General features: G+C 67.4%; 28 protein-coding genes and 1 pseudogene. 22 read left to right on the top strand and 7 right to left on the bottom strand.

Features of this window, described 5'->3' with window-relative positions; all coding sequences use genetic code 11:
- The first annotated feature begins 13 nt into the window (after positions 1-13).
- From FHS96_RS01490 to FHS96_RS01470, 5 genes are all read left to right on the top strand, one after another.
- On the top strand, positions 14-226 hold the full coding sequence (locus FHS96_RS01490) for a DUF4287 domain-containing protein (protein ID WP_429587498.1): 213 nt from the start codon (positions 14-16) through the stop codon (positions 224-226).
- A 157-nt stretch (positions 227-383) separates the two neighbouring features.
- Complete coding sequence (locus FHS96_RS01485) at positions 384-653, top strand: hypothetical protein (RefSeq protein ID WP_429587497.1); 270 nt, start codon at positions 384-386, stop codon at positions 651-653.
- Between the two features lie 96 nt (positions 654-749).
- The gene (locus tag FHS96_RS01480) at positions 750-1,058 is read left to right on the top strand and encodes a hypothetical protein (protein ID WP_429587496.1); all 309 of its coding nucleotides are present in this window, start codon (positions 750-752) and stop codon (positions 1,056-1,058) included.
- An 83-nt stretch (positions 1,059-1,141) separates the two neighbouring features.
- Entirely contained in the window at positions 1,142-1,606 is a 465-nt protein-coding gene (locus FHS96_RS01475; protein WP_429587495.1) for a nuclear transport factor 2 family protein, read from the top strand.
- A 156-nt stretch (positions 1,607-1,762) separates the two neighbouring features.
- Positions 1,763-2,104, top strand: a complete 342-nt coding sequence (locus FHS96_RS01470) for a DUF3060 domain-containing protein (protein ID WP_429587494.1) — start codon at positions 1,763-1,765, stop codon at positions 2,102-2,104.
- A gap of 3 nt (positions 2,105-2,107) precedes the next feature.
- Here FHS96_RS01470 and FHS96_RS01465 read toward each other — a convergent pair whose 3' ends face one another.
- Positions 2,108-2,248, bottom strand: a complete 141-nt coding sequence (locus FHS96_RS01465; protein ID WP_429587492.1) for a hypothetical protein — start codon at positions 2,246-2,248, stop codon at positions 2,108-2,110.
- Between the two features lie 164 nt (positions 2,249-2,412).
- On the opposite strand from FHS96_RS01465, the gene FHS96_RS01460 reads away from it, so the two are divergent.
- From FHS96_RS01460 to FHS96_RS01440, 5 genes are all read left to right on the top strand, one after another.
- The gene (locus tag FHS96_RS01460; RefSeq protein ID WP_429587491.1) at positions 2,413-2,865 is read left to right on the top strand and encodes a hypothetical protein; all 453 of its coding nucleotides are present in this window, start codon (positions 2,413-2,415) and stop codon (positions 2,863-2,865) included.
- 336 nt (positions 2,866-3,201) lie between these two features.
- Complete coding sequence (locus FHS96_RS01455) at positions 3,202-3,843, top strand: TPR end-of-group domain-containing protein (RefSeq protein ID WP_429587490.1); 642 nt, start codon at positions 3,202-3,204, stop codon at positions 3,841-3,843.
- Positions 3,844-3,922: 79 nt separating this feature from the next.
- A complete protein-coding gene (locus FHS96_RS01450) occupies positions 3,923-5,425 on the top strand; it encodes a hypothetical protein (protein WP_429587488.1) in 1,503 nt (500 codons plus the stop codon).
- Positions 5,425-7,440, top strand: coding sequence for a hypothetical protein (locus FHS96_RS01445; RefSeq protein ID WP_429587487.1), 2,016 nt, complete (start codon positions 5,425-5,427; stop codon positions 7,438-7,440). Before FHS96_RS01450 ends, FHS96_RS01445 begins: the two co-directional genes overlap by 1 nt.
- 24 nt (positions 7,441-7,464) lie before the next feature.
- Positions 7,465-8,145 (top strand): hypothetical protein, encoded by a 681-nt coding sequence (locus tag FHS96_RS01440; RefSeq protein WP_429587486.1) that lies wholly within the window; start codon positions 7,465-7,467, stop codon positions 8,143-8,145.
- Between the two features lie 361 nt (positions 8,146-8,506).
- On the opposite strand, the gene FHS96_RS01435 is transcribed toward FHS96_RS01440, so the two are convergent.
- Positions 8,507-8,776, bottom strand: a complete 270-nt coding sequence (locus FHS96_RS01435; protein ID WP_429587484.1) for a hypothetical protein — start codon at positions 8,774-8,776, stop codon at positions 8,507-8,509.
- Positions 8,777-8,958: 182 nt separating this feature from the next.
- Between FHS96_RS01435 and FHS96_RS01430 the strand changes: the two genes are divergently transcribed.
- The 3 genes from FHS96_RS01430 to FHS96_RS01420 are packed head-to-tail and all read left to right on the top strand — an operon-like array spanning position 8,959 to position 12,787.
- Positions 8,959-10,545, top strand: coding sequence for a TIR domain-containing protein (locus FHS96_RS01430; protein WP_429587483.1), 1,587 nt, complete (start codon positions 8,959-8,961; stop codon positions 10,543-10,545).
- Positions 10,542-11,120, top strand: coding sequence for a hypothetical protein (locus FHS96_RS01425; protein ID WP_429587481.1), 579 nt, complete (start codon positions 10,542-10,544; stop codon positions 11,118-11,120). The genes FHS96_RS01430 and FHS96_RS01425 overlap by 4 nt, the downstream gene beginning before the upstream one ends.
- Before the next feature lie 44 nt (positions 11,121-11,164).
- On the top strand, positions 11,165-12,787 hold the full coding sequence (locus tag FHS96_RS01420) for a TRAFs-binding domain-containing protein (protein WP_429587479.1): 1,623 nt from the start codon (positions 11,165-11,167) through the stop codon (positions 12,785-12,787).
- 7 nt (positions 12,788-12,794) lie between these two features.
- Here FHS96_RS01420 and FHS96_RS01415 read toward each other — a convergent pair whose 3' ends face one another.
- A complete protein-coding gene (locus FHS96_RS01415; RefSeq protein WP_429587478.1) occupies positions 12,795-13,532 on the bottom strand; it encodes a Crp/Fnr family transcriptional regulator in 738 nt (245 codons plus the stop codon).
- Between FHS96_RS01415 and FHS96_RS01410 the strand changes: the two genes are divergently transcribed.
- From FHS96_RS01410 to FHS96_RS01395, 4 genes are read left to right on the top strand one after another with little or no spacing between them, the layout of a single operon-like run.
- A complete protein-coding gene (locus tag FHS96_RS01410; RefSeq protein WP_429587476.1) occupies positions 13,531-13,854 on the top strand; it encodes a hypothetical protein in 324 nt (107 codons plus the stop codon). The two genes, FHS96_RS01415 and FHS96_RS01410, sit on opposite strands and share 2 nt — an antisense overlap.
- The gene (locus tag FHS96_RS01405) at positions 13,836-13,976 is read left to right on the top strand and encodes a hypothetical protein (protein WP_429587474.1); all 141 of its coding nucleotides are present in this window, start codon (positions 13,836-13,838) and stop codon (positions 13,974-13,976) included. The genes FHS96_RS01410 and FHS96_RS01405 overlap by 19 nt, the downstream gene beginning before the upstream one ends.
- Positions 13,973-14,251 carry an AMP-binding enzyme gene (locus FHS96_RS01400; protein WP_429587472.1) on the top strand — a complete coding sequence of 93 codons (279 nt, stop codon included), beginning with the start codon at positions 13,973-13,975 and terminating at the stop codon, positions 14,249-14,251. Before FHS96_RS01405 ends, FHS96_RS01400 begins: the two co-directional genes overlap by 4 nt.
- A 5-nt stretch (positions 14,252-14,256) precedes the next feature.
- On the top strand, positions 14,257-14,442 hold the full coding sequence (locus FHS96_RS01395; RefSeq protein WP_429587471.1) for a hypothetical protein: 186 nt from the start codon (positions 14,257-14,259) through the stop codon (positions 14,440-14,442).
- 42 nt (positions 14,443-14,484) lie between these two features.
- Here the strand turns inward: FHS96_RS01395 and FHS96_RS01390 are convergent, their stop codons facing one another.
- Both FHS96_RS01390 and FHS96_RS01385 read right to left on the bottom strand, forming a co-directional pair.
- Positions 14,485-14,688 (bottom strand): hypothetical protein, encoded by a 204-nt coding sequence (locus tag FHS96_RS01390; protein ID WP_429587469.1) that lies wholly within the window; start codon positions 14,686-14,688, stop codon positions 14,485-14,487.
- Positions 14,636-14,803 (bottom strand): hypothetical protein, encoded by a 168-nt coding sequence (locus FHS96_RS01385; protein ID WP_429587467.1) that lies wholly within the window; start codon positions 14,801-14,803, stop codon positions 14,636-14,638. Before FHS96_RS01385 ends, FHS96_RS01390 begins: the two co-directional genes overlap by 53 nt.
- Positions 14,804-15,303: 500 nt before the next feature.
- Here FHS96_RS01385 and FHS96_RS01380 point away from each other — a divergent pair, with 500 nt between their 5' ends.
- The 3 genes from FHS96_RS01380 (at position 15,304) to FHS96_RS01370 (ending at position 20,517) form a co-directional block, all read left to right on the top strand.
- A complete protein-coding gene (locus FHS96_RS01380; RefSeq protein ID WP_429587465.1) occupies positions 15,304-17,358 on the top strand; it encodes a prolyl oligopeptidase family serine peptidase in 2,055 nt (684 codons plus the stop codon).
- 289 nt (positions 17,359-17,647) lie between these two features.
- Positions 17,648-19,729: a TonB-dependent receptor domain-containing protein gene (locus FHS96_RS01375; RefSeq protein WP_429587463.1), complete on the top strand. Its 2,082-nt coding sequence runs from the start codon at positions 17,648-17,650 to the stop codon at positions 19,727-19,729.
- A 164-nt stretch (positions 19,730-19,893) separates the two neighbouring features.
- Positions 19,894-20,517 (top strand): hypothetical protein, encoded by a 624-nt coding sequence (locus FHS96_RS01370; RefSeq protein WP_429587461.1) that lies wholly within the window; start codon positions 19,894-19,896, stop codon positions 20,515-20,517.
- On the opposite strand, the gene FHS96_RS01365 is transcribed toward FHS96_RS01370, so the two are convergent.
- Both FHS96_RS01365 and arr read right to left on the bottom strand, forming a co-directional pair.
- Entirely contained in the window at positions 20,514-20,822 is a 309-nt protein-coding gene (locus FHS96_RS01365) for a DUF1905 domain-containing protein (protein ID WP_429587460.1), read from the bottom strand. The two genes, FHS96_RS01370 and FHS96_RS01365, sit on opposite strands and share 4 nt — an antisense overlap.
- A gap of 115 nt (positions 20,823-20,937) precedes the next feature.
- Positions 20,938-21,348 (bottom strand): annotated as a pseudogene (arr, locus tag FHS96_RS01360) (NAD(+)--rifampin ADP-ribosyltransferase).
- 235 nt (positions 21,349-21,583) lie between these two features.
- Between arr and FHS96_RS01355 the strand changes: the two are divergent.
- Positions 21,584-22,150 carry a TetR/AcrR family transcriptional regulator gene (locus tag FHS96_RS01355; RefSeq protein ID WP_429587458.1) on the top strand — a complete coding sequence of 189 codons (567 nt, stop codon included), beginning with the start codon at positions 21,584-21,586 and terminating at the stop codon, positions 22,148-22,150.
- Between the two features lie 49 nt (positions 22,151-22,199).
- A complete protein-coding gene (locus FHS96_RS01350) occupies positions 22,200-23,174 on the top strand; it encodes a quinone oxidoreductase family protein (RefSeq protein WP_429587457.1) in 975 nt (324 codons plus the stop codon).
- Positions 23,175-23,201 lie beyond the last annotated feature (27 nt).

Raw genomic sequence — 23,201 nt, 5'->3', positions numbered from 1 at the left:
AGATTATGAAGCCATGGCGGAAGCATCAGTCAAAGGCCCTGCATCCTATTTCCCGTCCATCGAGAAGACCTATGGCCGCCCGATCGCCGAATGGCAGGAACTGGTGCGCCAGAAGCTGCCCGCCAAGCATATGGAACTGGTCACCATGCTGAAGACCGAGCATGGCATGGGCCATGGCCATGCCAATGCGCTGGTGGCGCACACATTGGCGGCGGAGAAAGGCTGAGCGTCAACCTTTCCACGGGCGCCAGGTTCGCGCGATCTGATGGAAGTTCGACAGCGCATCCCCGCAACCTGCGCCGGGTAGCGAACATTCAGGCACTTGCGTCATGCTATTCGGTGGGGAACGCGCGACAATGCGGAACGTGATATTCTGGCTGCTCTTGATCTTCGCGCTGCTCCCCGCGCTGATCTTCGCCTTCCCCTTCATGATGAGCGAGTGCCAGTTGAACAGCACGCAGGCCGAGATCGACGCCTGCTTCGCCCGAAACGCATGGGGTTTTCGCATCTACGCCGGATCCCTGCTTGGCTTTCTGGCCGTGTCCATCGTCCTCTATGCGCGGGCGAGCCGGTGGGCGCTGCCGTCGATCGCGCTCGTCGCCTTCGGCCCGCTTGCCTTCGCGCTGGCGCTGGCCATCGTGATCGGCGGCTGACGGGCTTGTGGCGACGGCGCCCGTATCACCCTGGAGGCATCGCATGATCGCGTTCGACGACCCTCGCTGGACGACGCCGACCCACGGGCCAACCCCATGACCGTCGTCGATCACGCCCCGCACCACTGGTTCCTGTTGGAGCAGGACGGGCGCCATTATCTCGACGTCAACTGCAACCATGGTGCCGTCGGCTATTCCTGGCTGGTCGCGCTCGACGATGCCGAATGCCGCGCATGGCGCAGCGAGGGGCGCATCGCGATGGACCGTCTGGCCACCGCGATCGAACGGAGCGCGCCCGGCGCACGCGGCAGCAACTCGCCCTACGCCGCGCGCGATCTCTCCACCGCGCTCGGCCCGCAGGTCAGCGCAGCCGTGGCGGCGTGGCGGGCGCGGTCCGTTGGGTGACGCACCCGTAACGATCGCTCTGGCGGCGGCGGCCGAACTGTGGAAGCCTCAGGCCTTCGCCGGCCTGATCGAAAGCACCCACCATGCCCCTTCCCGCCCCCTTCATCGCGCTTGCCGCCGCGACTGCCGCCACCACGCCCGCCGCAGCGGCAGCATTCGATCCCGCCACCGTCGCCGCGATCGAGGCGACCTGCTTCGACTATGTCGACGGCCAGTTGGAGGGTGACATTGCGCGGGTGGCGCGGGCGCTCCACCCCGATCTCGCCAAGAGGCGGGTGACGGGCGATACCCCGGACGAGCGGCTCGGGCTGCAGCGGATGACGAAGGAGGAACTGGTCGGGCTGACGCGCGAGGGCGCGCTCAAGACACCGCGCGAGCAATGGGACCGATCGTGCCGGCTGCTCGACGTGACCGGCGAAGCCGCGGTGGTGCGCGCGGAGACGCCCTGGTTCGTCGATTATTTACACATGGGCCGCTATGGCGACCGCTGGATCATCATCAACGCGCTGTGGCACTCCAAACCGCGCACGGCGGCCGCGACGAAATGACGACTGGTTCATGCCTGTCTTTCCACACTGCACCCCGTCCCTTGCGACATTTGGTCACTACCGCCGACCGACTTCCATGCCCGTTCAGGCTCGCTCGTCGGAACGAATGCGCGGCCAGGCTGTTTTTCCCTGCCCGAAACGGCGACGAGGTGATTGATGCGCAAGACCGGATTGGCGATCGTTGCGGCGGCGGTGATCGCCGTGCCCGCGTTCGCGGAAGCGGACCAGACGTTCAGCGGCGCCGGCCAGCGCAACACGCTCGATTGCGACGGCGGCAGCCTGCGCGTCGAGGGCGCGAGCAATGAATTGTCGATCGCGGGCGGCTGTACCGCGCTTGAGGTGGAAGGCGCCTCCAACATCATCCAGGTCGACATGGCCCCGGGCGGCACGATCACGCTCGTCGGCGCCAGCAACCGCATCCGCTGGAGCGCGCCGAAGGGCGCCAAGGTGAAGGTCCAGGCGACCGGCGCGGGCAATCAGGTGCTGCGGGCCAACTGATCGTCAAAAGGGCGCCAGCGCGTCATCATGATCTGGCTCTGGGGCGTTGCGCGACATCGCGTTAAGAGCGTTTTCCCTGATCGTGCGGTCGCTGGCGGACATCGCCACCGCCATCGTATCAACAGCAGCGAAGAGCGGCATCATCTCACCCCATCCGACAGCGCTAATTTCGGGACACAATATGAAACTCCGGGGACGCGAGCCTTTGTCGAGAACGTCTTAGAGTTTCGTATTGTGTCCCCGAAATATTGGCACGCCCTCTGAAAACCTGATTGCCGAACCTGGGACAACCCAGCTAGAACGATGGAATGCATCGGCGCGGCTTTCCTGTTCCGACCACGAAAGAGCGACTTTTAGTTGCCGGGCTTCAACAGGATTTTGAAGCAGCGCTCAAACAAAATGACGCGAAGGCGGCCTCGGCGCTGCTGGCAACCGCCGGCGTCGAGTGGCCAGATGTGGTCGCGTCGAGAATACTTGAAGATGCAGCGGAGAAGCAGGAATTAAACATGGGAGTGCTCTGGGCACTTCTGCTGACAGCGGCAGCGTTGATCGGATTCTTGCTTTACCACCTCAACAGCGGCCCCATCCTCCCCTGCCCCGATGGGCACTGCCCGGATCCCGACACGCCCGAATATCTTGCTGGGGTTGCGGCGAGAAATAAGGATGCACCGATAGTCGCGCTGGCGGCGAGCATCTCGGTTGTTCTCATCGGTATCGCGACCCACACAATCCTCGCCCGGATAAGACGTCGGCCAACATGATTGGGCGACCCGTGGCAGGGTCTGTCGGTCGCCCGGAAACGGGCGCATAGCGCCAAAGTCGGTCATGCACCTCCGATCAAGAATCGCATCTTGAAAGGAAAAGTCGTTCAGACCACCCGCTTCACGCACGTAGCCGTGTTCTGGGGACAGAATACAAGATTTCGATGGTGGCCGGCATGGGTGAAGACATGCCCGAAGTCCCGCATTTCCGCTGCCCCGCACACCCTCGCCCCGCCCCAACCAACCCGCTCAACATAAGTGATATTTTGCACAGACTCGGGCGCGTTACCGTTGTAATCCCCCCATCAAGCAGGAGTAAGCACCCGAGGGGGTTCGATGAGTATGCGATGGCTGGCGCCTTGTTCGGCGCTGCTGCTGGCCGGCTGCGGAATGGTGAGCAGCTTTCTGCCGGGGGATACCAAGGCCGGGTTGGCCCAGGTCCGTTCGGCGATCGTCGCGCATGATTATGGCGTGGCGGTCGAACAGGCGCGGGCGCTGGCGGTCAGCCATGATGACGATCCCGAGGTGCTGTTCGAACTGGCACGGGCAGAGGCGCTGCTGGGCAACCAGAACCGTGCGCTGACCGCGCTGGAAAAGGCGATCAATGCCGGGCTTGCCCGCAGCGGCACCACCTTGCGCGATCCCGCGTTCGACGAGATCCGCCGCACCGTGCGCTTCACCGCGATCACCGGGCGCACGCCCGCGCAGGGCAACCGCCCGGTGGCGGAAAGCGACGTGCCGGAGGTCGCCGCCGTGGCACCGGGCGCACCCGCTGCGGCCACCCCCGACGCGGCGGCTCCGCGCACGGCACCCGCGCCAGCGGCGGCCCCCACCCGTCGCGCCGCGTCGGCGGCGGGCGATGACGGCATCGCGCCGCTCGAACCGCTCAAGCCGTTGAAACCCATGCGCGCCGGCGATGTCGAGATCGGCGACGATGTCGTCCGCGCCGGGGACGTCGACCTCAGCGGTGACTTCTGACCGAATTCTGATCCCGTTCCGATGATCCCGGCGGCCGCCCGGTCGCCCCATCCATCTTCCTTTCACAGGATATAGCGAAATGACCAAGCTTGCTTGCGCGTCGTTGCTTCCGCTGCTGCTTGCCGCAGCCCCGCTTTCCGCCGAGGTCGTCAGCGGCACCGGCACCGTGCCGATCGGCAAGTCGCGCGACGTCGAGACCATCCGCGTGCGCGCCGAGCGCGAGGCGCGCCGCGCGGTCGTCATCCAGATGCTCGAGGCGACGATCGGTGCGCCGCGCCTGTCCGAAGTACCCTCAGCCACGATCGACGATCTCGCCGCGCAGATCCGCCCGGAGATGATCACGGATCGCGAGAGCGGCCGCGAGGGCAATGATTTCTACGTGCGCTTCACCGCCGATATCGACGGCGCCTGGTTCCGCGGGCTGCTCTCCAACAAGGGCATCGACAGCTCGTCGCAGCGCGCGATGAACGACAATTACCTGATCTTCGTGATGCTCGACCAGAATAGCGGCGCCGCGCGCGACTATGACAAGCCGGTCGAGGAAGTGGTCGACTATCAGCGCGATTCCGGGGCGGCGATCAGCGCGCAATCCGCGCAGGTCTCGAAAAGCAAATCGGCGAGCGGCGTCAGCGTGCGCAGCGCCGGCGGCTATGGCGCAGCGGAGGATGGCCCGGGCTATTCGGGCCGCGAGGTCGGTGGCTATGCCAACAGCGCCTCCGCCGCGTCGCGCAGTTCCTCCGCCAGCGCGAGCAGGAGCGACGTGCGCGCATCCGAATATGATCGCGTGCGCTATCGCCGCCACACCATCTGGCAGCGCCCGCCGCAGGGCTCCGCCGCGGATACCGGCATGGCGGCGCTGCGCGGGTCGCTGAGCGATTATGGTGTCGCCTTCGCGGATTCCTGGGCAGCGCTCTCGGGCTATTTCAACGGCGAGCCGCCGCGCTACGACATGCTCAAGCGCGACGCCCGCTACCAGGGCTTTCTCGACAGCCTGCAGAGCCGCAACGCCCCCTTCTTCATGGGCGGCACGATGAACATCACCCATGCCGGCCGCGATCCGGCGACGGGCGAGGCGGTGTGCACCGGCACGCTCGATGCCAGTGCGTCGGCCACCGCCGACGGCCGCGACATCGGCAGCGACACGGTGAATGCCGAGGCGCGCGCGACCACGCCGGAACTGTGCGAGGGCGTCGTCGCCAAGCGGCTGGCGCTGGCGGCGGCCACCTCGATCGGCCCGCGCATCCAGAACTACTGGCGCCGCATCGCCAATACGGAGGCCGCGCGCGGCCAGAACACCCAGCAGCTCAACGACTATGCGCTGACCCTGCGTTCGGACCGGCTCGACATGGCGATGCAGGCCGACATCCTCGATGCGTTGCAGGCGACGCAGGGCGTGGAGAGCCAGAACTTCGTCTCGCAGGCGGGCAACGAGATGCGCTTCACCGTGCGCTATGCCGGATCGGTGCCGCTGCAGCTCGCGCTCTACCAGAAGCTGCGCGGCCGCCCCGGCTTCGCCAACATGCAGTCGACCGCCAACGGCCGCAGCGTGCTGCTTTGCCTCTCCGGCTGCGGGGCGCGGTAATGCGCCGGCCGATCATGCTCGCAGGCGTGGCGGTGGGGGCGACCCTCGCCGCCACCGCCCCCGCCGCGGCACAGGTATCGGCGCCGCACGTCTGGGCGGTGCGCGGCGTCTATGGTTTCGATGCGCAGAGCTGTGGCACCGAGGCCGGGCTCGAAGCCGCGATGATCGCGCCTGAATTCTGTTCGACGGTGGCGGCCGCGCAGGCGCAACTCGCCGAGCGTTTCCAGCAAGCGATGCTCGCGCGTTTTCCAGGCGCAGAAGCCAAGTTCGCGCAGTCGCTGCCCGCCGGCACCACCCCCAATGCGCGGCTGAAGGCGACCTTGATCGCCTCGCTGCGCCTCACCCGCGCGACAATGTGGCAGGTGGACAAGCAGGCCGGTACCGACGGTTTCCTGCCGGTGACGCTGACGCTCGACATCACCAATGCCGATACCGGCGAGGTCGTCTTCACCCGCTCGCGCTCCGCGGTCGGCCAGGGCGTCTATCCCACCGCCGAGGTCGAGAAGCGGCTGCGCGCCGAACTGCCGGCGCATCTCGACGCGACGATGCAGGCGCTGGTCACCGAGGCGGCGGGCGCGTGGAAGCCCTATGCGCAATCGGCGAAGATCGTCGGCAAGGTCGATGCCGGCTACGTGATCGATCGCGGCCGCGCGCAGGGCATCCGCGCCGGCGCGTCGGTGGGCAGCGACGTCGCCGAGGGCGAGGTCGCCTATGCCGGCGCCGGCTATGCGATCGTCCGCCCGCTGCTGGGCGACTATCAGGAAGGCCAGGTGCTGACGCGCACCGCGGTGACGCCGGTGGAGCTGCTTGCCAAGCCTTCGGTGCTGGTCGCCTTCGATCAGATGCCGCGGGGCTATGGCCGCCTCTACCTCACCGAGATCCTGCAGGATGCGCTGGGTGCCGGCGGCGGCTTCGCGCCGATGCCGGTCGCCCCCGGCTTCGCCCGTCTGCGCTCTGCCGCGGTCGGCGAAGCGGGCGCGGAGGCCGGGCGCCAGCGTGCGCTGCCCGACTATGTCGCGCGCGTCTCGGTAGTGCCGCTGCCGTCCGCGGTGTTCGCCAGCAACATCCCCGGCGTCACCATCGAGCGGCACCAGGCGGATGCCTTCGTCGATCTCGTCGATCGCTCGGGCCGCGTCGTCTATTCGGCGCACGGCACCGGCCTGATCACCGACCAGGTCTCCGGCGACACCCGCTTCTCGCCCGACCAGCGGCGCGATACCGTGGTCCGCAACGCGCTGATCGATGCCGCCGCCAAGCTGGCGAAGTTCAAGCCGCAACCGCTGCAACTGCCGATCGGCAATGCCGGCAATGATCGCATCCTCATCACCGACAAGGGCGGCGCGCTGCCGCTGGGCGCACAGCTGGTGGTGTTGCGCAACGAGGGGCGCAAGCCCGGCATCGATGGACCGGTGTTCGCGCCGGTCGGTGTCGTGCGCACCGTCGAACTGGCGGATGGCGGGCTGATCGCGGTCAACGCCGATGCCGCGAAGATCTCGCTGCGCGCCAAGGATGTCGTCGCGATCGACCAGGCGGGCAAGCCGCTGCTCGCGCGCAGCCCGCTGGTGCAGTGCGCGACCCCGGTCGACAATCGCGGATCGGTGGCAACGGGCTGGTGGTCGATCGCCGCCGAAAGCGCCTTCGCCGGCCAGTTCGCCGCGCCGGTGCGGCTTGCCAGCCTGCCCGCGCTGCTCGCGCGCTACCGCACCGACTTCGCGGGGTGGGACACGTTCGCGCCGGCGCAGCCTGTTACGACCGATCAATGCTTCCGGCCGGTGATCGCCTTCGAGCCCGCCGCCGGAAAGGGCGGCGCGCAATATGGCATGACCGTGGGCTACACGCTGATGCGCGGCCAATCCAAGGTGGCCGGGCAAGGCCTGCAGGCGACGCTCTCCGCCACCGAGGTGCCGGCGGACACCGCCGCGCCGAGCCGCTCGGCAATGCTCGAACAGGATCTCATGGCCAACGCACTGCCGCTCGCGATCAGTGCCGCCGCCACCCTCAAACCCGTCAACTGACATCTGCAACGAAGGGGTATTTTCGTGAAGAAGACTGTCTTGATGCTTGCCGCCACCCTCGCGCTCTCGCTGCCCGCACAGGGTTTTGCGCAATTCGGCGGCCTCAACCCGCTGGGCGCCGCGAAGAACAAGCTGGGCCTTGGCGGCTCCAGCAGCAGCGTCGCCTCCGATCCGGACGGTTTCCTGCAGAACGCCACGCTGTCGACCAAGAATGTCATGATCTCCGCCGCATTGCTCGCGCAGGCGGTCACCGATCGCACCCAGATGGCCAGCCGCAAGGCGCAGATCGACGCACTGCAGAACGCGCAGTCGATCGGCGAGCTCAACGCCCACACCGCCGACTTCAAGAAGGACATGGCGGTACTCAACGAACGCAAGGATCTCTCGGCGGATGTCGCCGCCGCCTATCAGGCGTCGGACAAGAAGCAGAAGGATCTGATCTCGGTCGCGGTCGGCAACCTCGCGATCGGCCTCGCGCGCGACGTGAAGCTGGCGGATCAGGCGCCGGGCATGGTCAGCAGTGCCAGCGGCAACCCGCAGATGATCTCGCGCGTCGGCCAGCTCAAGACCGCGGGCTCGCTGCTGGGCTTGCAGGTGAAGGGTCTGGGTGGCGTCGCCAAAAGCCTTCCGGCGCTGATGAGCGCTGCCAAGGTGCGCGGCCCCGACGCCGCCGAAACCAGCGAACCGCGCGCGGTGGCGCTGTAAGGTAACGGCCTTTCTTCGCCCTCTCCGAGCTTCGCTCGGCGAGGCGACCGCGGGCGATGGCCCGCCCACAACGCAATCCCCCCTCCCCGGCGCTGCTGCACCGGAGAGGGGGAACCGCTCCCCTAACCGTCCGCCCTTGCGCGTCCGCGGCGTTTCGATACGGTCTGGTCTACACGTACCGGAATGCCACGGACGCGCCGGGCTCCACCCCAATCAAGGGGCGGAGAGACGGCACGGTGTAGCGAAGCCTGCGGGAACCGGATCCCGATGCTCGCACGCCCCCGCGCGCGTCCCCCCCACGAAACCACGGCCCGATCCTGCCCCCCACGGGCAAGGGCCGATGGTTCAATCCTTCAATCCATCAATGCGTCGACCCGCGGCGGATCAGCTTCGACATCATGTCCAGGAAGCGCGTCACCCCCGTCAGCCATTCCTGCACGCCTTGCGGAATCATCGGGATGCCGATGATCGCGTCCAATATTCGCCGCGCGATCGGCCAGTATCGTCCGAACAATTCGGGCAGCGCCGCCGCAACCACGGTCTCGATGTCGCCGTCGGTGCGCAAACCCAGCGATTGCAGGACCGCTCGCAACCCGGCCTCTTCCTCGCGCGTCAGATCAGATGGTATCATAATTCTCCCCACTCTTCCGGATGCCACACACCCTTTCGTTCGATCCGGTTGAGACAATCTGGCGATTCGGAGCGGGCTTTGCGCGTGACGGCCGTCACGCGCACGCATATTCATTGCATCGCGGCACGATTCCTGAGAGTTTGCCGCCGCATCGCAGAACGTGCTCGGGGGGGCTGACAGAAATGGACGCAACTCGGGCCGTGATCGGCACGCGCTATCGCGCTTTTCTGAGCTACAGCCATAAGGATGCGCGATTTGCGGCGCGGCTGCACCGGCGGTTGGAAACCTGGCGCATTCCGCGGGCGATCGTCGGCCAGCCGACCCTGCTCGGTCCGCTGCCGCCCACATTGACGCCGATCTTTCGCGATCGCGAAGAGCTTCCCGCCGCGGCCGACCTCAGCGAGGAAGTGGGTCGCGCGCTCACCGAGGCCAGCAGCCTGATCATCCTGTGCTCCCCCGCCGCGGCGCAATCGCGTTGGGTGCGGCGTGAGATCGAGATGTTCAGGACGGTGGCACCCGGCCGGCCGATCCTGGCCGCGCTGGTGCCCGGCGCCGATCCATCCTGCCTGGCAGACCTGTTCGGCGACGGCGAACCGATTGCGGCCGACTTCAACCCCGTGGGCGATGGCGAGCGCTACGGGCTGCTCAAGCTGGTCGCGGGCATTGCGGGGGTGCCGCTGGATGCGCTGGTGCGGCGCGATGCGCAGCGGCGGATGCGTCGCGTGATTGCCGTCACGCTGCTTTCGGTGCTGCTCATGCTGATCTTCGCGGCGGTCGCGGTGGTGGCTGTCGATGCGAAGCGTCAGGCCAGCGCGGAACGCGACCGGGCGGAGGGCCTGGTGGAATTCATGCTGACCGATCTTCGCGGCAAGCTCAGGGGCGTGGGCCGGCTGGACGTGCTGGGCAGCGTCAACGATCGCGCGCATGCCTATTATGCCGCGCAGGATCTGGAGGCGCTGCCCGCCGATTCAATCGAACGCCGCGCGCGGCTGCTCCACCTGATGGGCGCCGACGAGGAGAATGCAGGCCATCTCGACCGCGCCGTATCCAAATGGCGGGAGGCGCATCGGGCCACCGCCGCGTTGCTGGCGCGAGCGCCCGACGACAAGAATCGCATCTTCGGCCATGCGCAAAGCGAGTTCTGGCTGGGCTTCGCGGCGCTGAAGGGCAAGGATCCGGCAACCGCGCGTGTCTATTTCGAGGCCTATCGCAGATTGGCGCGGCGTCTGGTCGCGATCGAGCCCGAGAACCTGACCTATCGGCAGGAAGTCGCCTATGCCGACGGCAATCTCTGCACAGTAAGCCAGGACGACAAGAACGCCGCACCGCAAGCGCGGGTGTCCATCTGTCGCAGCGCGCTTGCGCTGATGCAGGATGTTGCCCGCCGCACCGCGCCAGCCGAGCGGGATGCGGTGATGATAGAGGTCGGCAATTACCATGCCTGGCTGGCGGGCGCGCTGATGATGGTTGGCGAGTTCAAGGAAGCCGAAGTGCAGTATCTTGCACAGGCAAAGATCACCGACCGACTGCTCGCCGGCGACCCCCGCAATATGGACCTCCGAGAGATCGCGGTCGTGACCGCATTCAGCGTCGCCAGGATCGAGGCAAAGACCAACCGTACAACCGAAGCACGAGCGCGGCTGCTCGACGCGCAGAAGGCGATCACAGCGATGCGCGCATTCGACCCTGCCAATGCGACATGGGCGGCGCACGGCAAGCGTGTCGAACGCTTGCTTTCGCAGTTAGAGACCAAGGGGACGCTTGAGTGACCAACATTCCGATTTCCGCCGCGCTACCGACCGGGTTCAGCGCAACCCCCGACCATATCTGCCTCACGATCGGTGCGGCTTCGACGCCGGTCAGCCTGGCCTTCGAATATTTCACCGGGCAGATCTTCGGGACCGAAGCGGACGCGCACAACTTCATGCTCACCAAGCCGGCGACGGCGAAGCCTGCGATCGGCGAGGAGCCGCTGGATATCGTGCTCAACGGCGATAGCTGGGTGTATATCGGCTTCCACGAACTGCTGAACATGCGCTTCAGCGACGTCGTCCCCGCCTTCGACCTCAAGAAGTTCCCGGCGCTGCGTTATGGCGGCATAATGCATTATGACCCGGCGGGCCAGGGCAGCGTCACGCCGATCCCGGACTGCGTCTATGCGCGCTTCGCGGTCAAGGTGAAGCCGCCGGTCGGGACCACCCAATATCATGATCTCGTCGACTATAATATCGACCTGATCCAGAATGTTTCGATCGGCGGCGCGCCATCGACGGGCCGCCTCCCCGTCATCTTCGATCCGGGCGTGCGATACCCCGGCGCGCAACTCATCCCCCATCCGATCTGATCCCCGCCGCCATCCGATCACTGCCCAATTCGCCAGGATAGAGCATGACAGCGTCCAGCCCCGCCATCTTCCGCATCATCGCAACGGCGCGCAGCGGGGCGCTCGACCATGCCTGGCAGATGTTCCACGCGGCGGGGTTTGACGGGGTCGACGACGACCCCGCGATCCTCAACCTCAAAGGGCGGCTGCTGAAGGACGAGGCGCTGCTCGCGCGTGGCGCAGCGCGGCAGGAAAAGGCGCGGCGCGCAGGCAATGCCTATGCCGCATCGGCTGCGCGCCAGCCCGCCCCCTACCCCCTGATCAACGCGGCGACCTTGGCGCTGATCGCAGGCGACCGCGCGGAATCGGTAAGCCGCGCGGATGAGGTGCTAAGCCTGATCGCAGAGGGCGTGCCGGACGAAACCCCTTATTGGCTGACCGCCACCGAGGCGGAAGCGCTGCTGCTGAAGGGCGATGACGCCGGCGCGAAGGCGGCGCTGGCCCGCGCGATCGCCGCGGCCCCGCAGGCGTGGGAAGATCATGCCTCCACCCTGCGCCAGTTCGCCGCGATCCTGCGCGAACGTGGCGCCGATGCCGGCTGGCTCGATCCGCTGCGCCCGCCGCGCAGCCTCCATTATACCGGCCATCTCGCGCTCAGCCTGCCCGAGGCCGAGATCGTCGCGCAAATCGACCATATCCTCGACACGGAGGGCATCGGCTTCGGCTATGGCGCGCTTGCCGCGGGGGCGGATATCCTCGTCGCCGAACGGCTGCTCGCACGCGGTGGCGAACTCAACCTCATATTGCCGCTCGACATCGCCGATTTCGTCGAGCGATCGGTGCGCCCGCATGGTGAGCATTGGGTGCGCCGCTTCGATGCGGCGCTGGACGCCGCGATGCAGACCATCGTCATCGACGGAGCGAAGGATGCCGGCGACAGCGGCTTCGCGCTGCTCGTGGGGCTGACCGACCTCGTCGCCACCGGCCGCGCGGTGATGAACGCGGCGACGCTCCAATCCGAAGCGGTGCAACTGGTGATCGGCCCCGCCGCGCCCGGCGACGGCCAGATCCTGCCGGCCGGCCAGAGCGCGCGCAGCGCCGGGCTGTGGCGCAGCGCCGGCCGCCGCCAGCACATCATCGCCAGCGCGCGCACCGACTGCCCGGCGCCGGCACAGGCGGACCGGCTCCACCTGGTCGCGATCCTTGCGGTGGCGCCGGGCACGCAGGGTGCGCCCCGCCTCGCCGCCCTCGCCGGCGCGGACGAGCTGCTTGCCGCCACCGCCCCGCTGCTCGCCGCGGCGCCGCCGGCCGCCCCGCCGCGCTGGACGTCGAGCCGGCTGCTGATCGCCTGGCGCAACCCCGCCGACGCGCTCGCCGCCGCGCTCGCGCTGCGTGCCGCGGCGCCCGGCCCGATCCGGCTGGGGCTGCACATCGGCATCGCCGCGGAGATCGGCAACGGGGCGGATGGCATGGAAGCCGCGACGGTGCTGGCCGGCCCCGCCTTCGAGATCGCCGAACGCATCGCCGAACTTGCCGGCGCCGGCGCCATCCTCGCCAGCGGCACCTTCGCCGCCGCCGCGCGCGGCGTGGGCAGCGTGGCGGCGCGCATGGAATTCATCGGCGAACTGCCGGGCAGCGCCCAACGCGAGGATATGGACCTGTACAGCGTGATAGCGATCGAGGCGTAAACGCCTCTCACACGATCAGTTCATCCAGCCGCCGCCGCGACACGATCTCCAGTGCCACCCCGCGCCGTTCGACGATCTGGCGCCGCTCCAAGGCGCTGAGCGCGCGCGATGCGGTTTCGCGTGTCGTCTGCGCGCGTGAGGCCAGTTCGGTGACCGTCGGCAACGGGCTTACCCGCTGCACGCCGGGCCGGTCTGCGTCGTTCGCGGCATCCGCCAATCGCGCGAGTTCCGCATAGACGCGCCCCACCGCGGAGAGGCTGACGCGGGCGCCCAGCAGGTCCGAAAGATGCGCGATCTGCCGCAGCAGCGAGCGGGACAGGGTAAGCGCGACGCAATTGTACCGCTCTGCCAGCTCGAAGAAGGCCGGCGCAGGAAAGCGCGCGGTTTCGGTCGCTTCCATCGCGGTCACCTCCGCGCGCTGGCTCTCGCCGCGTTCGACCGCGCCTAACAGGTCGCCGACCTTATAATCGCCCAGCCGGAACGAGCGCCCGTCCACCGTCATCATCACCGCGCGCGCACGCCCGAACAGCATGAGGATCACCTCCTCCTCCCGTTCGCCCTGCCGCACCAATATGGTCCGCGCGCCGTGCGCCTGACACCGCGCCTGCGCCATCAACGCGTGCGATGTCTCCAGCGAACAGCCGAAGGCAGCAGCAGCCTTCTCGATTTCCCCCTCGATCATCGGGGCATGATCGGACATTTCGTGCGGCTTGGGTAGGTGGGAGATGTGCTGGGTGGGCGGCATGATGCTGTTCCTGCTGCCGGGGCTGGTGGCGGGCGCGACCTCGGTCTGCACCGAGGGCACCTATACCAACAGCCTGACCGCGATGGGCACGGTGCTGAGCGCGGATGACCTCGCCAGGCTTGCCTTCCAGCCGCCGTTGTGGGCGCTGGGAATGAGCGAGACGATGGGCTCCTATTCATTCGGCAACGAGTTGCGCGCGGAACGGCGGCTGTGCGCGCCGATCGACAATGTTGCCGACGGCTATGAACTGCGCGTCGCCGACGAGGCCGGCCGGTCAGCGATGGCGAGACCAGCGAGATCCAGGTGCGCGGCTATCCGGTGACCGCCGGGCTGCACAAGGTGGAGCGATCGGCCTGCTTCACGCTCGATGGCATTACCGCACCGGCGATCTCGGGTTGGTGGAGGGCGGCCGCGTCCATTTCGTCGGGCGCGACGGCGACATGATCAAATCCGCGGGATCCAACGTCTCCCCCGCCGAGGTCGAGATGGAGATGCAGCAGTTGGAAGGCGTGCACTCGGCCTATGTCGTCGGCCTGCCAGATGAGGAGTGCGGACAGTTGGTGGTCGCCGCGGTGGTGCCCCGCGCCTATGCCGCGATCGCGCGCAAGGAGGTTCCGGCACCCGTGTCCCCCTTGGTCTTGACGACCGCTGGGAGCCAGGGACCGGCGACCGCTCGTCCCATGCGACCGAATAGTCGGATGCTTCCAGCAATCGCATAGCCGAATTGTTCATCGACCTGATCCTCGGCAACGCGCCGATCCTCACCTACTCCAATTGGGAAAGCGCCGCACCCTCGCGCGATCGGCTGGAGTCCCGGATCGACTTCTTCATCGTCGGCGCGTTCGGCCCTGCGGTGGCGAAGCGCGTGCGGGCGACGGTGGGGAAGATTGAGGCGAAGAAGGCGGATTGAGAGGGGTTGGCCCCTCCCCTTCAGGGGAGGGGCCAAATGTCATCACCCGCCCGACGCCGCCCCCGGCACCGCGCCAACCGGCGGCGCCGCCTCCCCGGCCGTCCGCGCATTGCCCACCAGGCTCACCAGCCCCGCGCCGATGATCGTCAGCGGCACCAGCACGGTCAGGAACAGGGTGTAGGATCCGGCGACGTCATAAAGCGCACCAGCCACGATCGAGCCGCCGATCGAGGTTACCGCCAGCATCCATGAACACGCCGCTGGAAAGGGCGAAGACGCCCGCGCGGGCAACGCCCAGCATCGCCACGAACGGCAAGGGCCACATCCGCGCCCATTCCTGGCGCTTGGCTGCATCAAACATCATGCCTCTCCCGTGGTGGCCATGTGGGGTTTTTGGTTGTTGTTAGCCGCGATCCGAGATGTCCTCCCCGGAACGGGAAGGGGGACCGCCCGCGCCAGCGGGTGGTGGAGGGGCCGGCGCCGAACCATCTGATCCCATGTTGGTCCGAGCGACTTGGATCCGAGCCGACCCCAGCTTCAATCGCAGTGGACCAGGGCTCTGGCTTGGTCCGGGCGTACCGCCGAGATCAGCGGAGCTTGGCCGCGCGCCATCAATCTTCGCGCCGATCCGACATCGCCTGGTGTCGCAGCAGTCCCGCCAAGTGCGGGAGAGCAATACCGCGCTTCTTCGAATGCAACGCTGTGGGGAAGAGCCGCCGTCCGGCACGCACCGGGCGGTGGCTTTTTTTCATTCCCCCAGCCACAACCCCTTCCCCCGCCACGCAATCCGTCGATTAGCGCTTGCCACGCGCCATCGCCCCGGCAGATTCCCCGCCAACCACAATGAACAAGGGGACTCCCATGCTCCGCATCACGCTCGCACTGCTGCTCGCCGGCAGCGCGACCACCTCCCTCGCCCAGCAGCAACCGCCGGCGCCACCCGCCGCGCAGGCGCCGTCGCGGCTGTTCACCGGCAGCGATCTGTTCGCGCTGGAACAGGCCAGCGACCCGCAGATCAGCCCCGATGGCACGCGCATCGCCTATGTCCGCCGCTCCGGCGACGTGATGCAGGATCGCATGCGCCAGACGATCTGGCTGGTCGACGTGAAGACCGGCGCGCAGGAGCCGCTGGCCGCGGGATCGGGCAGCTATTTCAGCCCGCGCTGGTCCGCCGACGGTCGCCGCCTCGCCTATGTCGCCACCGGTGAGGGGGGCTCGCCGCAGCTTTATGTGCGCTGGATGGCGACCGGCGAGACCGCGCGGATCACCGGCCTGCCGGATAGCCCGCAGGCGATCGCCTGGTCGCCGGACGGCAGCCAGATCGCCTATACGATGCGCGTGCCCGGCACGCCGACGACTTTGGGCAGCGCCCCGCCCAAGCCGGAAGGCGCCAAATGGGCCGAGCCGCTGGAGGTGATCGATCGCGTCACCTATCGCGCCGATGGCGGCGGCTATCTGAAGCCCGGCAACGACCATGTCTTCATCGTCTCCGCCGATGGCGGTGGCCCGCGCCAGATCACTTGGGGCGCATTCGACGATTTCGGACCCCTCTCCTGGTCGCGCGATGGCCGCAGCATCGTCTTCGCCGCCAACCGCCGCGCGGACTGGGAACGCGAACCCAATGACAGCGACATCTACAGCGTCGACATCGCCAGCGGCGCGCTGACCAAGCTCACCACCCGTTATGGCCCCGATGCGTCGCCCGCAGTCTCCCCCGATGGGCAGCGCATCGCCTATCTCGGCTTCGACGACAAATATACCAGCTACGCGGTGTCGCAGCTCTATGTGATGGATCGCGACGGCGGCAATGTCCGCCCGCTGACCGCCACGCTCGATCGCGAGATCGAGACCATCGTCTGGGCGAAGGACGGGCGCAGCCTCTATGTCTCCTATGACGATCATGCCAAGAAGAAGGTCGCCCGGATCACGCTCGACGGGCGGCTGACCGTGGTTGCCGACGACCTCGCCGGCGGCGGGCTCGACCGGCCCTATACCGGCGGCAGCTTCTCCGTGTCGGACGGCGGCACCGTCGCCTATACCAGCAGCGATCCCACCCGCCCGGCGGACGTCTATGTCGGCGGCAAGCGGCTGACCCGTCTCAACGACACGCTGATGGCCGGCAAGGCGATGGCACGCGTCGAGCCGCTGGCGGTGACCGCGAAGGACGGGCGCAAGATCGATGCGTGGATCGTGCTGCCGCCGGGCCATGTCGCCGGCAAGCGCGTGCCGACCATCCTGGAGATCCATGGCGGCCCGCACACCGCCTATGCATCGGTGTTCGCGACCGATTACCAGCTCTATGCGGCGGCGGGTTATGCGGTGGTCTATGCCAATCCGCGCGGCAGCACCTCCTATGGCGCCGAATTCGCCAACCTGATCGACAAGAATTACCCGAGCGAGGATTATGACGACCTGATCGCCGCCGTCGACGCCGCGATCGCCACCGGCACCGCCGATCCCGACAATCTGTTCGTCACCGGCGGATCTGGCGGCGGCGTGCTGACCAGCTGGATCGTCGGCAAGACCGACCGCTTCAAGGCGGCGGCGACGCAGAAGCCCGTGATCAACTGGATCAGCGAGGCGCTGACGATGGACGCCAGCGGCTTCACCTCGCGCTACTGGTTCCGGAAGCAGCCCTGGGAGGATCCGATGAGCTATTGGGCGCGCTCGCCGCTCAGCCTCGTCGGCAACGTCAAGACGCCGACCCTGGTCGTCGTCGGCAGCGAAGATTATCGCACCCCGGTCAGCGAATCCGAGCAATATTATGCCGCGCTGCAGATCCGCGGCGTGCCGACCGCGCTGGTCAAGGTGACCGGCGCCAGCCACGGCGGCTTCACCGCGCGGCCCTCGCAATCGGCCGCGAAGGCGTCGGCGATCTTGGCGTGGTTCGACCGGTACCGGACGGACAAGAAGTAAACGGCACCACCTTGCCCTCCCCGAGCTTCGCTCGGGGAGGGGGACCGCGCGCGTAGCGCGTGGTGGAGGGGCCGGCGCCGGAGCATTTTGATCGTAAGACGTTCGAGAGAAAGGCTCGGAGCCGGCCCCTCCACCACCGCCTTACGGCGGCGGTCCCCCTCCCCGACGCTGCGGGCCGGGGAGGAAAAAGGGGCTTGCGTTACAAAGCATTTCCCGCCCCTCTCTTAACATTGAGTAACGTTATAACATTGCCGTAAGAGGCCCCGCATCTAACACAAAGGGGTCAGGCGTGAGAAATCGAGTTCATCTCCTGTGCGCGGCGTCGGCGATTGCAGGGGTTCCGGGTGTCGCTGCGGCACAGGCCGGCAGCCATCATACCGAGGGAGATATCGTCATTACCGCGTCCGCGCTGGAGCAGCGCTCGGACGAGACGGCGACGCCGGTGCTGGCGCTGACCGGCGAGGAACTGATCCATCGCCGCGCCGCGACGCTCGGCGAGACGCTGGCGGGCCAGCCCGGCATCAATGTCGAGAATTTCGGCGGCGGCGCCAGCCGTCCGGTGATCCGCGGCCAGACCGCGCCGCGCGTGCAGGTGCTGAGCGACAGCGCGCAGATCCAGGATGCCTCCACCATCTCCCCCGACCATAATGTCGCGGCGGAACCGCTGCTGCTGCGCGGTATCGAGGTGCTGCGCGGCCCCGCGACCCTGCTCTACGGCAGCGGCGCGATCGGCGGCGCGGTCAACCTGATCGACGAGAAGGTGCCGACCGCATTGCCCGACGGCGGCATTTCCGGCGCGATCGAGGGCCGGCTGGGCACCGCCGACGACGAGCGCACCGTGGTGGGCGGGGTGACCGCGGGCGTCGGCCAGATCGCGCTGCGCGCCGAAGGCGTCTATCGCCGCTCGGACGATTATCGCGTGCCCTCCGGCGTCGGCGAGCGCCATGTCGACGGATCCTATAACGACACCTCGACCGTCAGCCTCGGCGCGTCATGGATCGGCGCGGACGGCTATCTCGGCGTCGCCTATACCCGCCAGCGCAGCGAATATGGTCTGCCCGGGCACAGCCATGATTATGAGGGCTGCCACCCGCACGGCGCCAGCCTGCACTGCGGCGGCCACGACCATGAGGAAGATGGCCATGATCACGACCATGATCATGACGAAGAGCATGAGGAGGTGCCCTATGTGAAGCTGCGCAGCCAGCGCTTCGACATCCGCAGCGATTATCGCGATCCGCTACCGGGCTTCGAGAAGATGCGCTTCCGCCTCGCCTTCACCGATTATGAGCATGACGAGCTTGAGCATGACGAGGTCGCGACGACCTTCCGCAACAAGGGCTATGACCTCCGCTTCGAACTGACGCACAAGCCGATCGCCGGCCTGCGCGGCGTGTTCGGCGTACAGCGCTGGGAAAGCGACTTCCGCGCGATCGGCGAGGAAGCCTTCCTGCTCGATACCGAGACCACCAACACCGCGCTGTTCCTGATGGAAACATTGCCGCTCGGCGCCGTCCGCCTTGAATTCGCGGCGCGGCAGGAATGGCAGGAAATCGATCCGGCGAGCACGATCGACCCCGGCGTGAAGCACAATCCCTTCTCGGTTTCCGGCGCGGCGATCTGGGATTTTGCGGGCGATTATTCGCTGGCGCTTTCGCTGGCACGCTCGCAGCGCGCACCCAATGCGCAGGAACTCTATGCCAATGGCGTTCACCTGGCGACCAACACCTATGAGCTCGGCCTGATCACCGGCAGCCGCCGGCTCGGCACCCAGGCCTCGCTCGACGAGGAGACCGCGCATTCGATCAACCTGACATTCCGCAAGAAGGCCGGCGCCACCACCTTCACGATCGGCGCCTATCATCAGGAATTCGACAACTACATCTACGCCGAGACGCTCGACCAGTTCGAGGATTTCCGCCTGATCCGCTATATCGGCGCGGACGCCACCTTCACCGGGATCGACGGCGAGATCCGCCACCAGTTCACCCCGCAATTCGCCGCCTCTGCCTTCGGCGATTATGTGCGGGCCAAGCTGAAGGACGATCTCGGCAACCTGCCGCGCATTCCGGCGGCCCGGCTGGGCGCGCGCGCCGACGCGCATATCGGAGGCTTCACGCTCGATGCCGAATATTATCATGTGTTCGAGCAGGACAAGACCGCCTCCTACGAGACGCGGACGCCGGGCTATGACATGGTCAACGCGACCATCGCCTATCGCCTCGACTTCGGTCAGGCGGCCAATGCGGAGCTGTTCGTGCGTGCCAACAACCTGACCAACGAACTGGCGTTCAACCACGCCTCGTTCATCCGCGACGCGGCGCCTCTGCGCGGGCGCAACGTGGTGTTCGGGCTGAGGACCGCGTTCTGAGCAGCGCGATCGTCACGGGGGCGGCGCCGCGCACCGCCTCCGCTCTGTTCCGCTACATCGAGGATCTCCAGGGCGACCGGCCCTGGGGATCCTTCCTCGATGCGGGCACCGGCACCCATTCGATCGGTTGGGTCGCAGGGCTCGACACGCCGCGCTGGGTCGCGGTGACCGGGGCGACCGGCCATGCCGCGCAGGTGCGCGATGCGGTGGCGCCGGCCCGCCGCGCGCAGGACCGGCTGATCGTCGCCAACTGGGCGGACCCGACCTTGCTTGCGGGCGAACGCTTCGACACCGTGCTCGCCGACTATCTGCTCGGCGCGATCGAAGGTTTCGCGCCCTATTTCCAGGCCGACCTGTTCAGGCGCCTGCGCCCGCTTGTCGGCGGGCGGCTCTACCTGACCGGCCTCGAACCCTACGTGCATGAGGAACCGGCGACGCCGGCAGGCCGCATGGTGTGGGAGATCGGCCGCTTTCGCGACGCCTGCCTGCTGCTCGCCGGCGAGCGCGCCTATCGCGAATATCCTTTGGGCTGGGTGACCGCGCAGCTCGCAGCCGCGGGCTTCGGGGTCATCGCCAGCAAGCGCTTCCCGATCCGCTACAAGGCGCGCTTCGTGGATGGCCAGATCGACATGTGCGCGCCCCGCCTCGCCCGGTTGGAGGACCGCGCCCTCGCCGACGCGATGACGGCGCATGGCGAGGCGCTGCGCGCCCGCGGACTGGCGATGGTGGAGGCCGAAGGCGGGCTGCGCCACGGCCATGACTATGTGATCGCGGTAGAGCCGGTTTAGCGCTTCAGCTTGCCCAGTTGCATGCTGATCGCAACCAGATCCCCCGGTTCGACCCCGGCCTGCCGCCGCACGACATCCTTCAGCGGCAACAGATAGCCGCCATCGCGCGGAAACAGCGACGTGCCGAACAGCGGCGCATCGCCGATCCGCGCCATGACCGGCACGACGCCCCAGCCATAGCTGAGCGACCGCGCGGCGTGCCGGATCGCCTCGACCAGCTCCGCCGGCACCGCAACGAAGAAGAAGGGCGCCGGCCCGCGCCAATGGATCACCGGGCCTTCGAACAGGAAGTCCTCGTCCAGCACTGCCGCCTCTCCTGCTGTGCGCTGCTGGTTCGTATCGCGTCACGCCGGTGGACGAAAGGCGCGGACCATTTTCCTCCCCGAGCAAAGCTCGGAGAGGAAAAAGCTGGCTTTCACCTCAATCGATCGCCTCCACCCCCTCGGCCCGCAGCCGTGCGAGCGCGTCCAGCATCTCCTGCAGCCGCTCGGGCGAATGCCCCTGCCATTCCCGCACCTCGCCGATCACGCGCAGCGGTTCGCGAGACCGGTAAGATCGGGTGGGGTTGCCGGGGAACTTCTTGTCGGTGAGGTTGGGATCGTCGACGATCGGTCCGGTCGGCTCGACGATATAGATCCGCCCGCGTCCCGCACCCTGCGCCAGTTCGGCACCCCAGATCGCGGCATCGAGCGTGGCGGTGAGGTAGACCCAAGAGGACGGCTTGCGCGTGCCGAAATTGGATAGGTGGCCGGCGACAATCAGATCGCCTTAGCGCAGATCGGCGCGGGTGCCATGATAGAAAAGGCCGCCCTGATCCTGTGTCATTGCCATGTTCTCCCTCTCATGAAGCGAATCGAGGGCAAGGTTCATGGACCTGGCACCCCGGCTTGCCGCAAGCCCCGCCATGGGTTAGACGATGATAGTGGCAAGAGGCGCACCGCCGCCCTCCCCCTTCCTCCAGCTTCAGGACCCGGTTCGGCAGCGGCCGGTAGGCGCCCGCATGTTCCATGACGGACACACCCCGATTTATCTTGAACAAACGTTCCATAACCGATAGGCCGTTCGCGTGGCGAGACCCAAGGCCTTCGATTCGGATACTGCGCTGGACGCCGCAATCGGCGTGTTCCGCGAGCATGGCTTCGAGGGCACGTCTGCGCAGATGCTGGTCGACGCGATGGGCATCGGCCGGCAGAGCCTTTACGACACGTTCGGCGACAAATGGCTGCTCTATCAACGCGCGCTGCGGCGCTACAGCCAGGGCGAGATCAGCGCGCATCGCGCGGCGATGACTTCGGGCACGCGCGCCATCGACGGATTGCACGCCATGATCGATCGCGTCGTCGCCGATGCCGCACTGCCCTGTCTGGGCGTCGGATCGATCGCCGAGTTCGGTTGCTCGCGCCCTGAACTTGCCGAGATTACGGGCGCCGCGGATCGCGGATTGCGCGCCGCGGTGATCGCGCAGGTCGAGGCGGCGCAGGAGCAGGGTGACATTCCCGCCGATATCGATCCGGATATCGTCGCCACATACATGGTTGCGAGCTTTGCCGGCATCCGCATCGCCGCGCGCGCGGGCACGGAGCCGGAACAGATGCGGGCGCTGGGCGAGATGACCAAAAGAGCGCTGCGCTGACGGCCTATTTTTTTTGTGCAGTTTTGGAACGATCATTCAATATAGGAGCATGACCATGTTGGCGGTGACGATGCGCGAGACCGGCGATGCCGGCGTGCTGGACGTGGTGGAGCGGGCCGATCCGGTGCCGGCTCCGGGCGCGGTGCTGATCGAGGTCGCCGCGGCCGGCGTCAATTTCATGGACATCGGCGTGCGCCAGGGGATGGCGTGGGTCGACATGCCCAACCCCAAGGTTCTGGGCGTCGAGGGCGCGGGCCGCGTGTTGGCGACGGGCGCGGGTGTCGATGGCTTCGCCGCCGGGGACCGGGTCGCCTGGGTCTATGCGCCGGGCAGCTATGCCGCGCGGATCACAGTGCCGGCCGATGCGCTGGTGCGCGTTCCGGATGCCATCGACGATCGCACCGCTGCAGCAGCGATGATGCAGGGGCTGACCGCCAGCCATTTCGCCACCGATTTCTATCCGACGCAGCCCGGCAATGTCGCGCTTGTCCATGCCGCCGCCGGCGGGCTTGGGCAATGGTTGACGCAGATCGTCAAGCTGCGCGGCGGCCGGGTGATCGGGCGGGTGTCAACCGATGCCAAGGTAGAGGCTGCGTGCCGCGCGGGTGCCGACCATGTCATCGTCGACGCCGCCGGCGATTTTGCCGACGCGGTGCTGGCGCTGACCGATGGCGAGGGCGTGGATGTGGTGTTCGACGGATCGGGCCCGGCGACCTTCGCCGGATCGCTCGCCGCGCTGCGCCGCTCGGGCACCTTCTGCTGGTATGGCCCGGTGCTGGGCGGCCCCGGCCCGATCGACATCATGCGCCTGCCGAAGAGCATCAAGCTGGGTTACGCGGTGTTTTCCGACCATATCCCCACGCCCGCGTTGCTACGCGAACGCGCGGGCCGGCTGTTCGACTGGATTGCCGCCGGCCGGATCTCGACCGAGATCGGCGCAGTCTATCCGCTGGCCGAGGCCGCGCAGGCGCATCGGGACATGGAAAGCCGCCGCACCACCGGCAAGCTACTGCTCATCCCCTGATCAAGCACCCCGCCGCTCCCCCAGCGC

Source organism: Sphingomonas zeicaulis (assembly GCF_050433225.1).
In the GTDB taxonomy this organism is placed as follows: Bacteria; Pseudomonadota; Alphaproteobacteria; order Sphingomonadales; family Sphingomonadaceae; genus Sphingomonas_D; species Sphingomonas_D zeicaulis.
The sequence above is the reverse complement of the archived record's forward strand: the minus strand, read 5'-3'. Positions and strand labels throughout refer to the sequence as shown.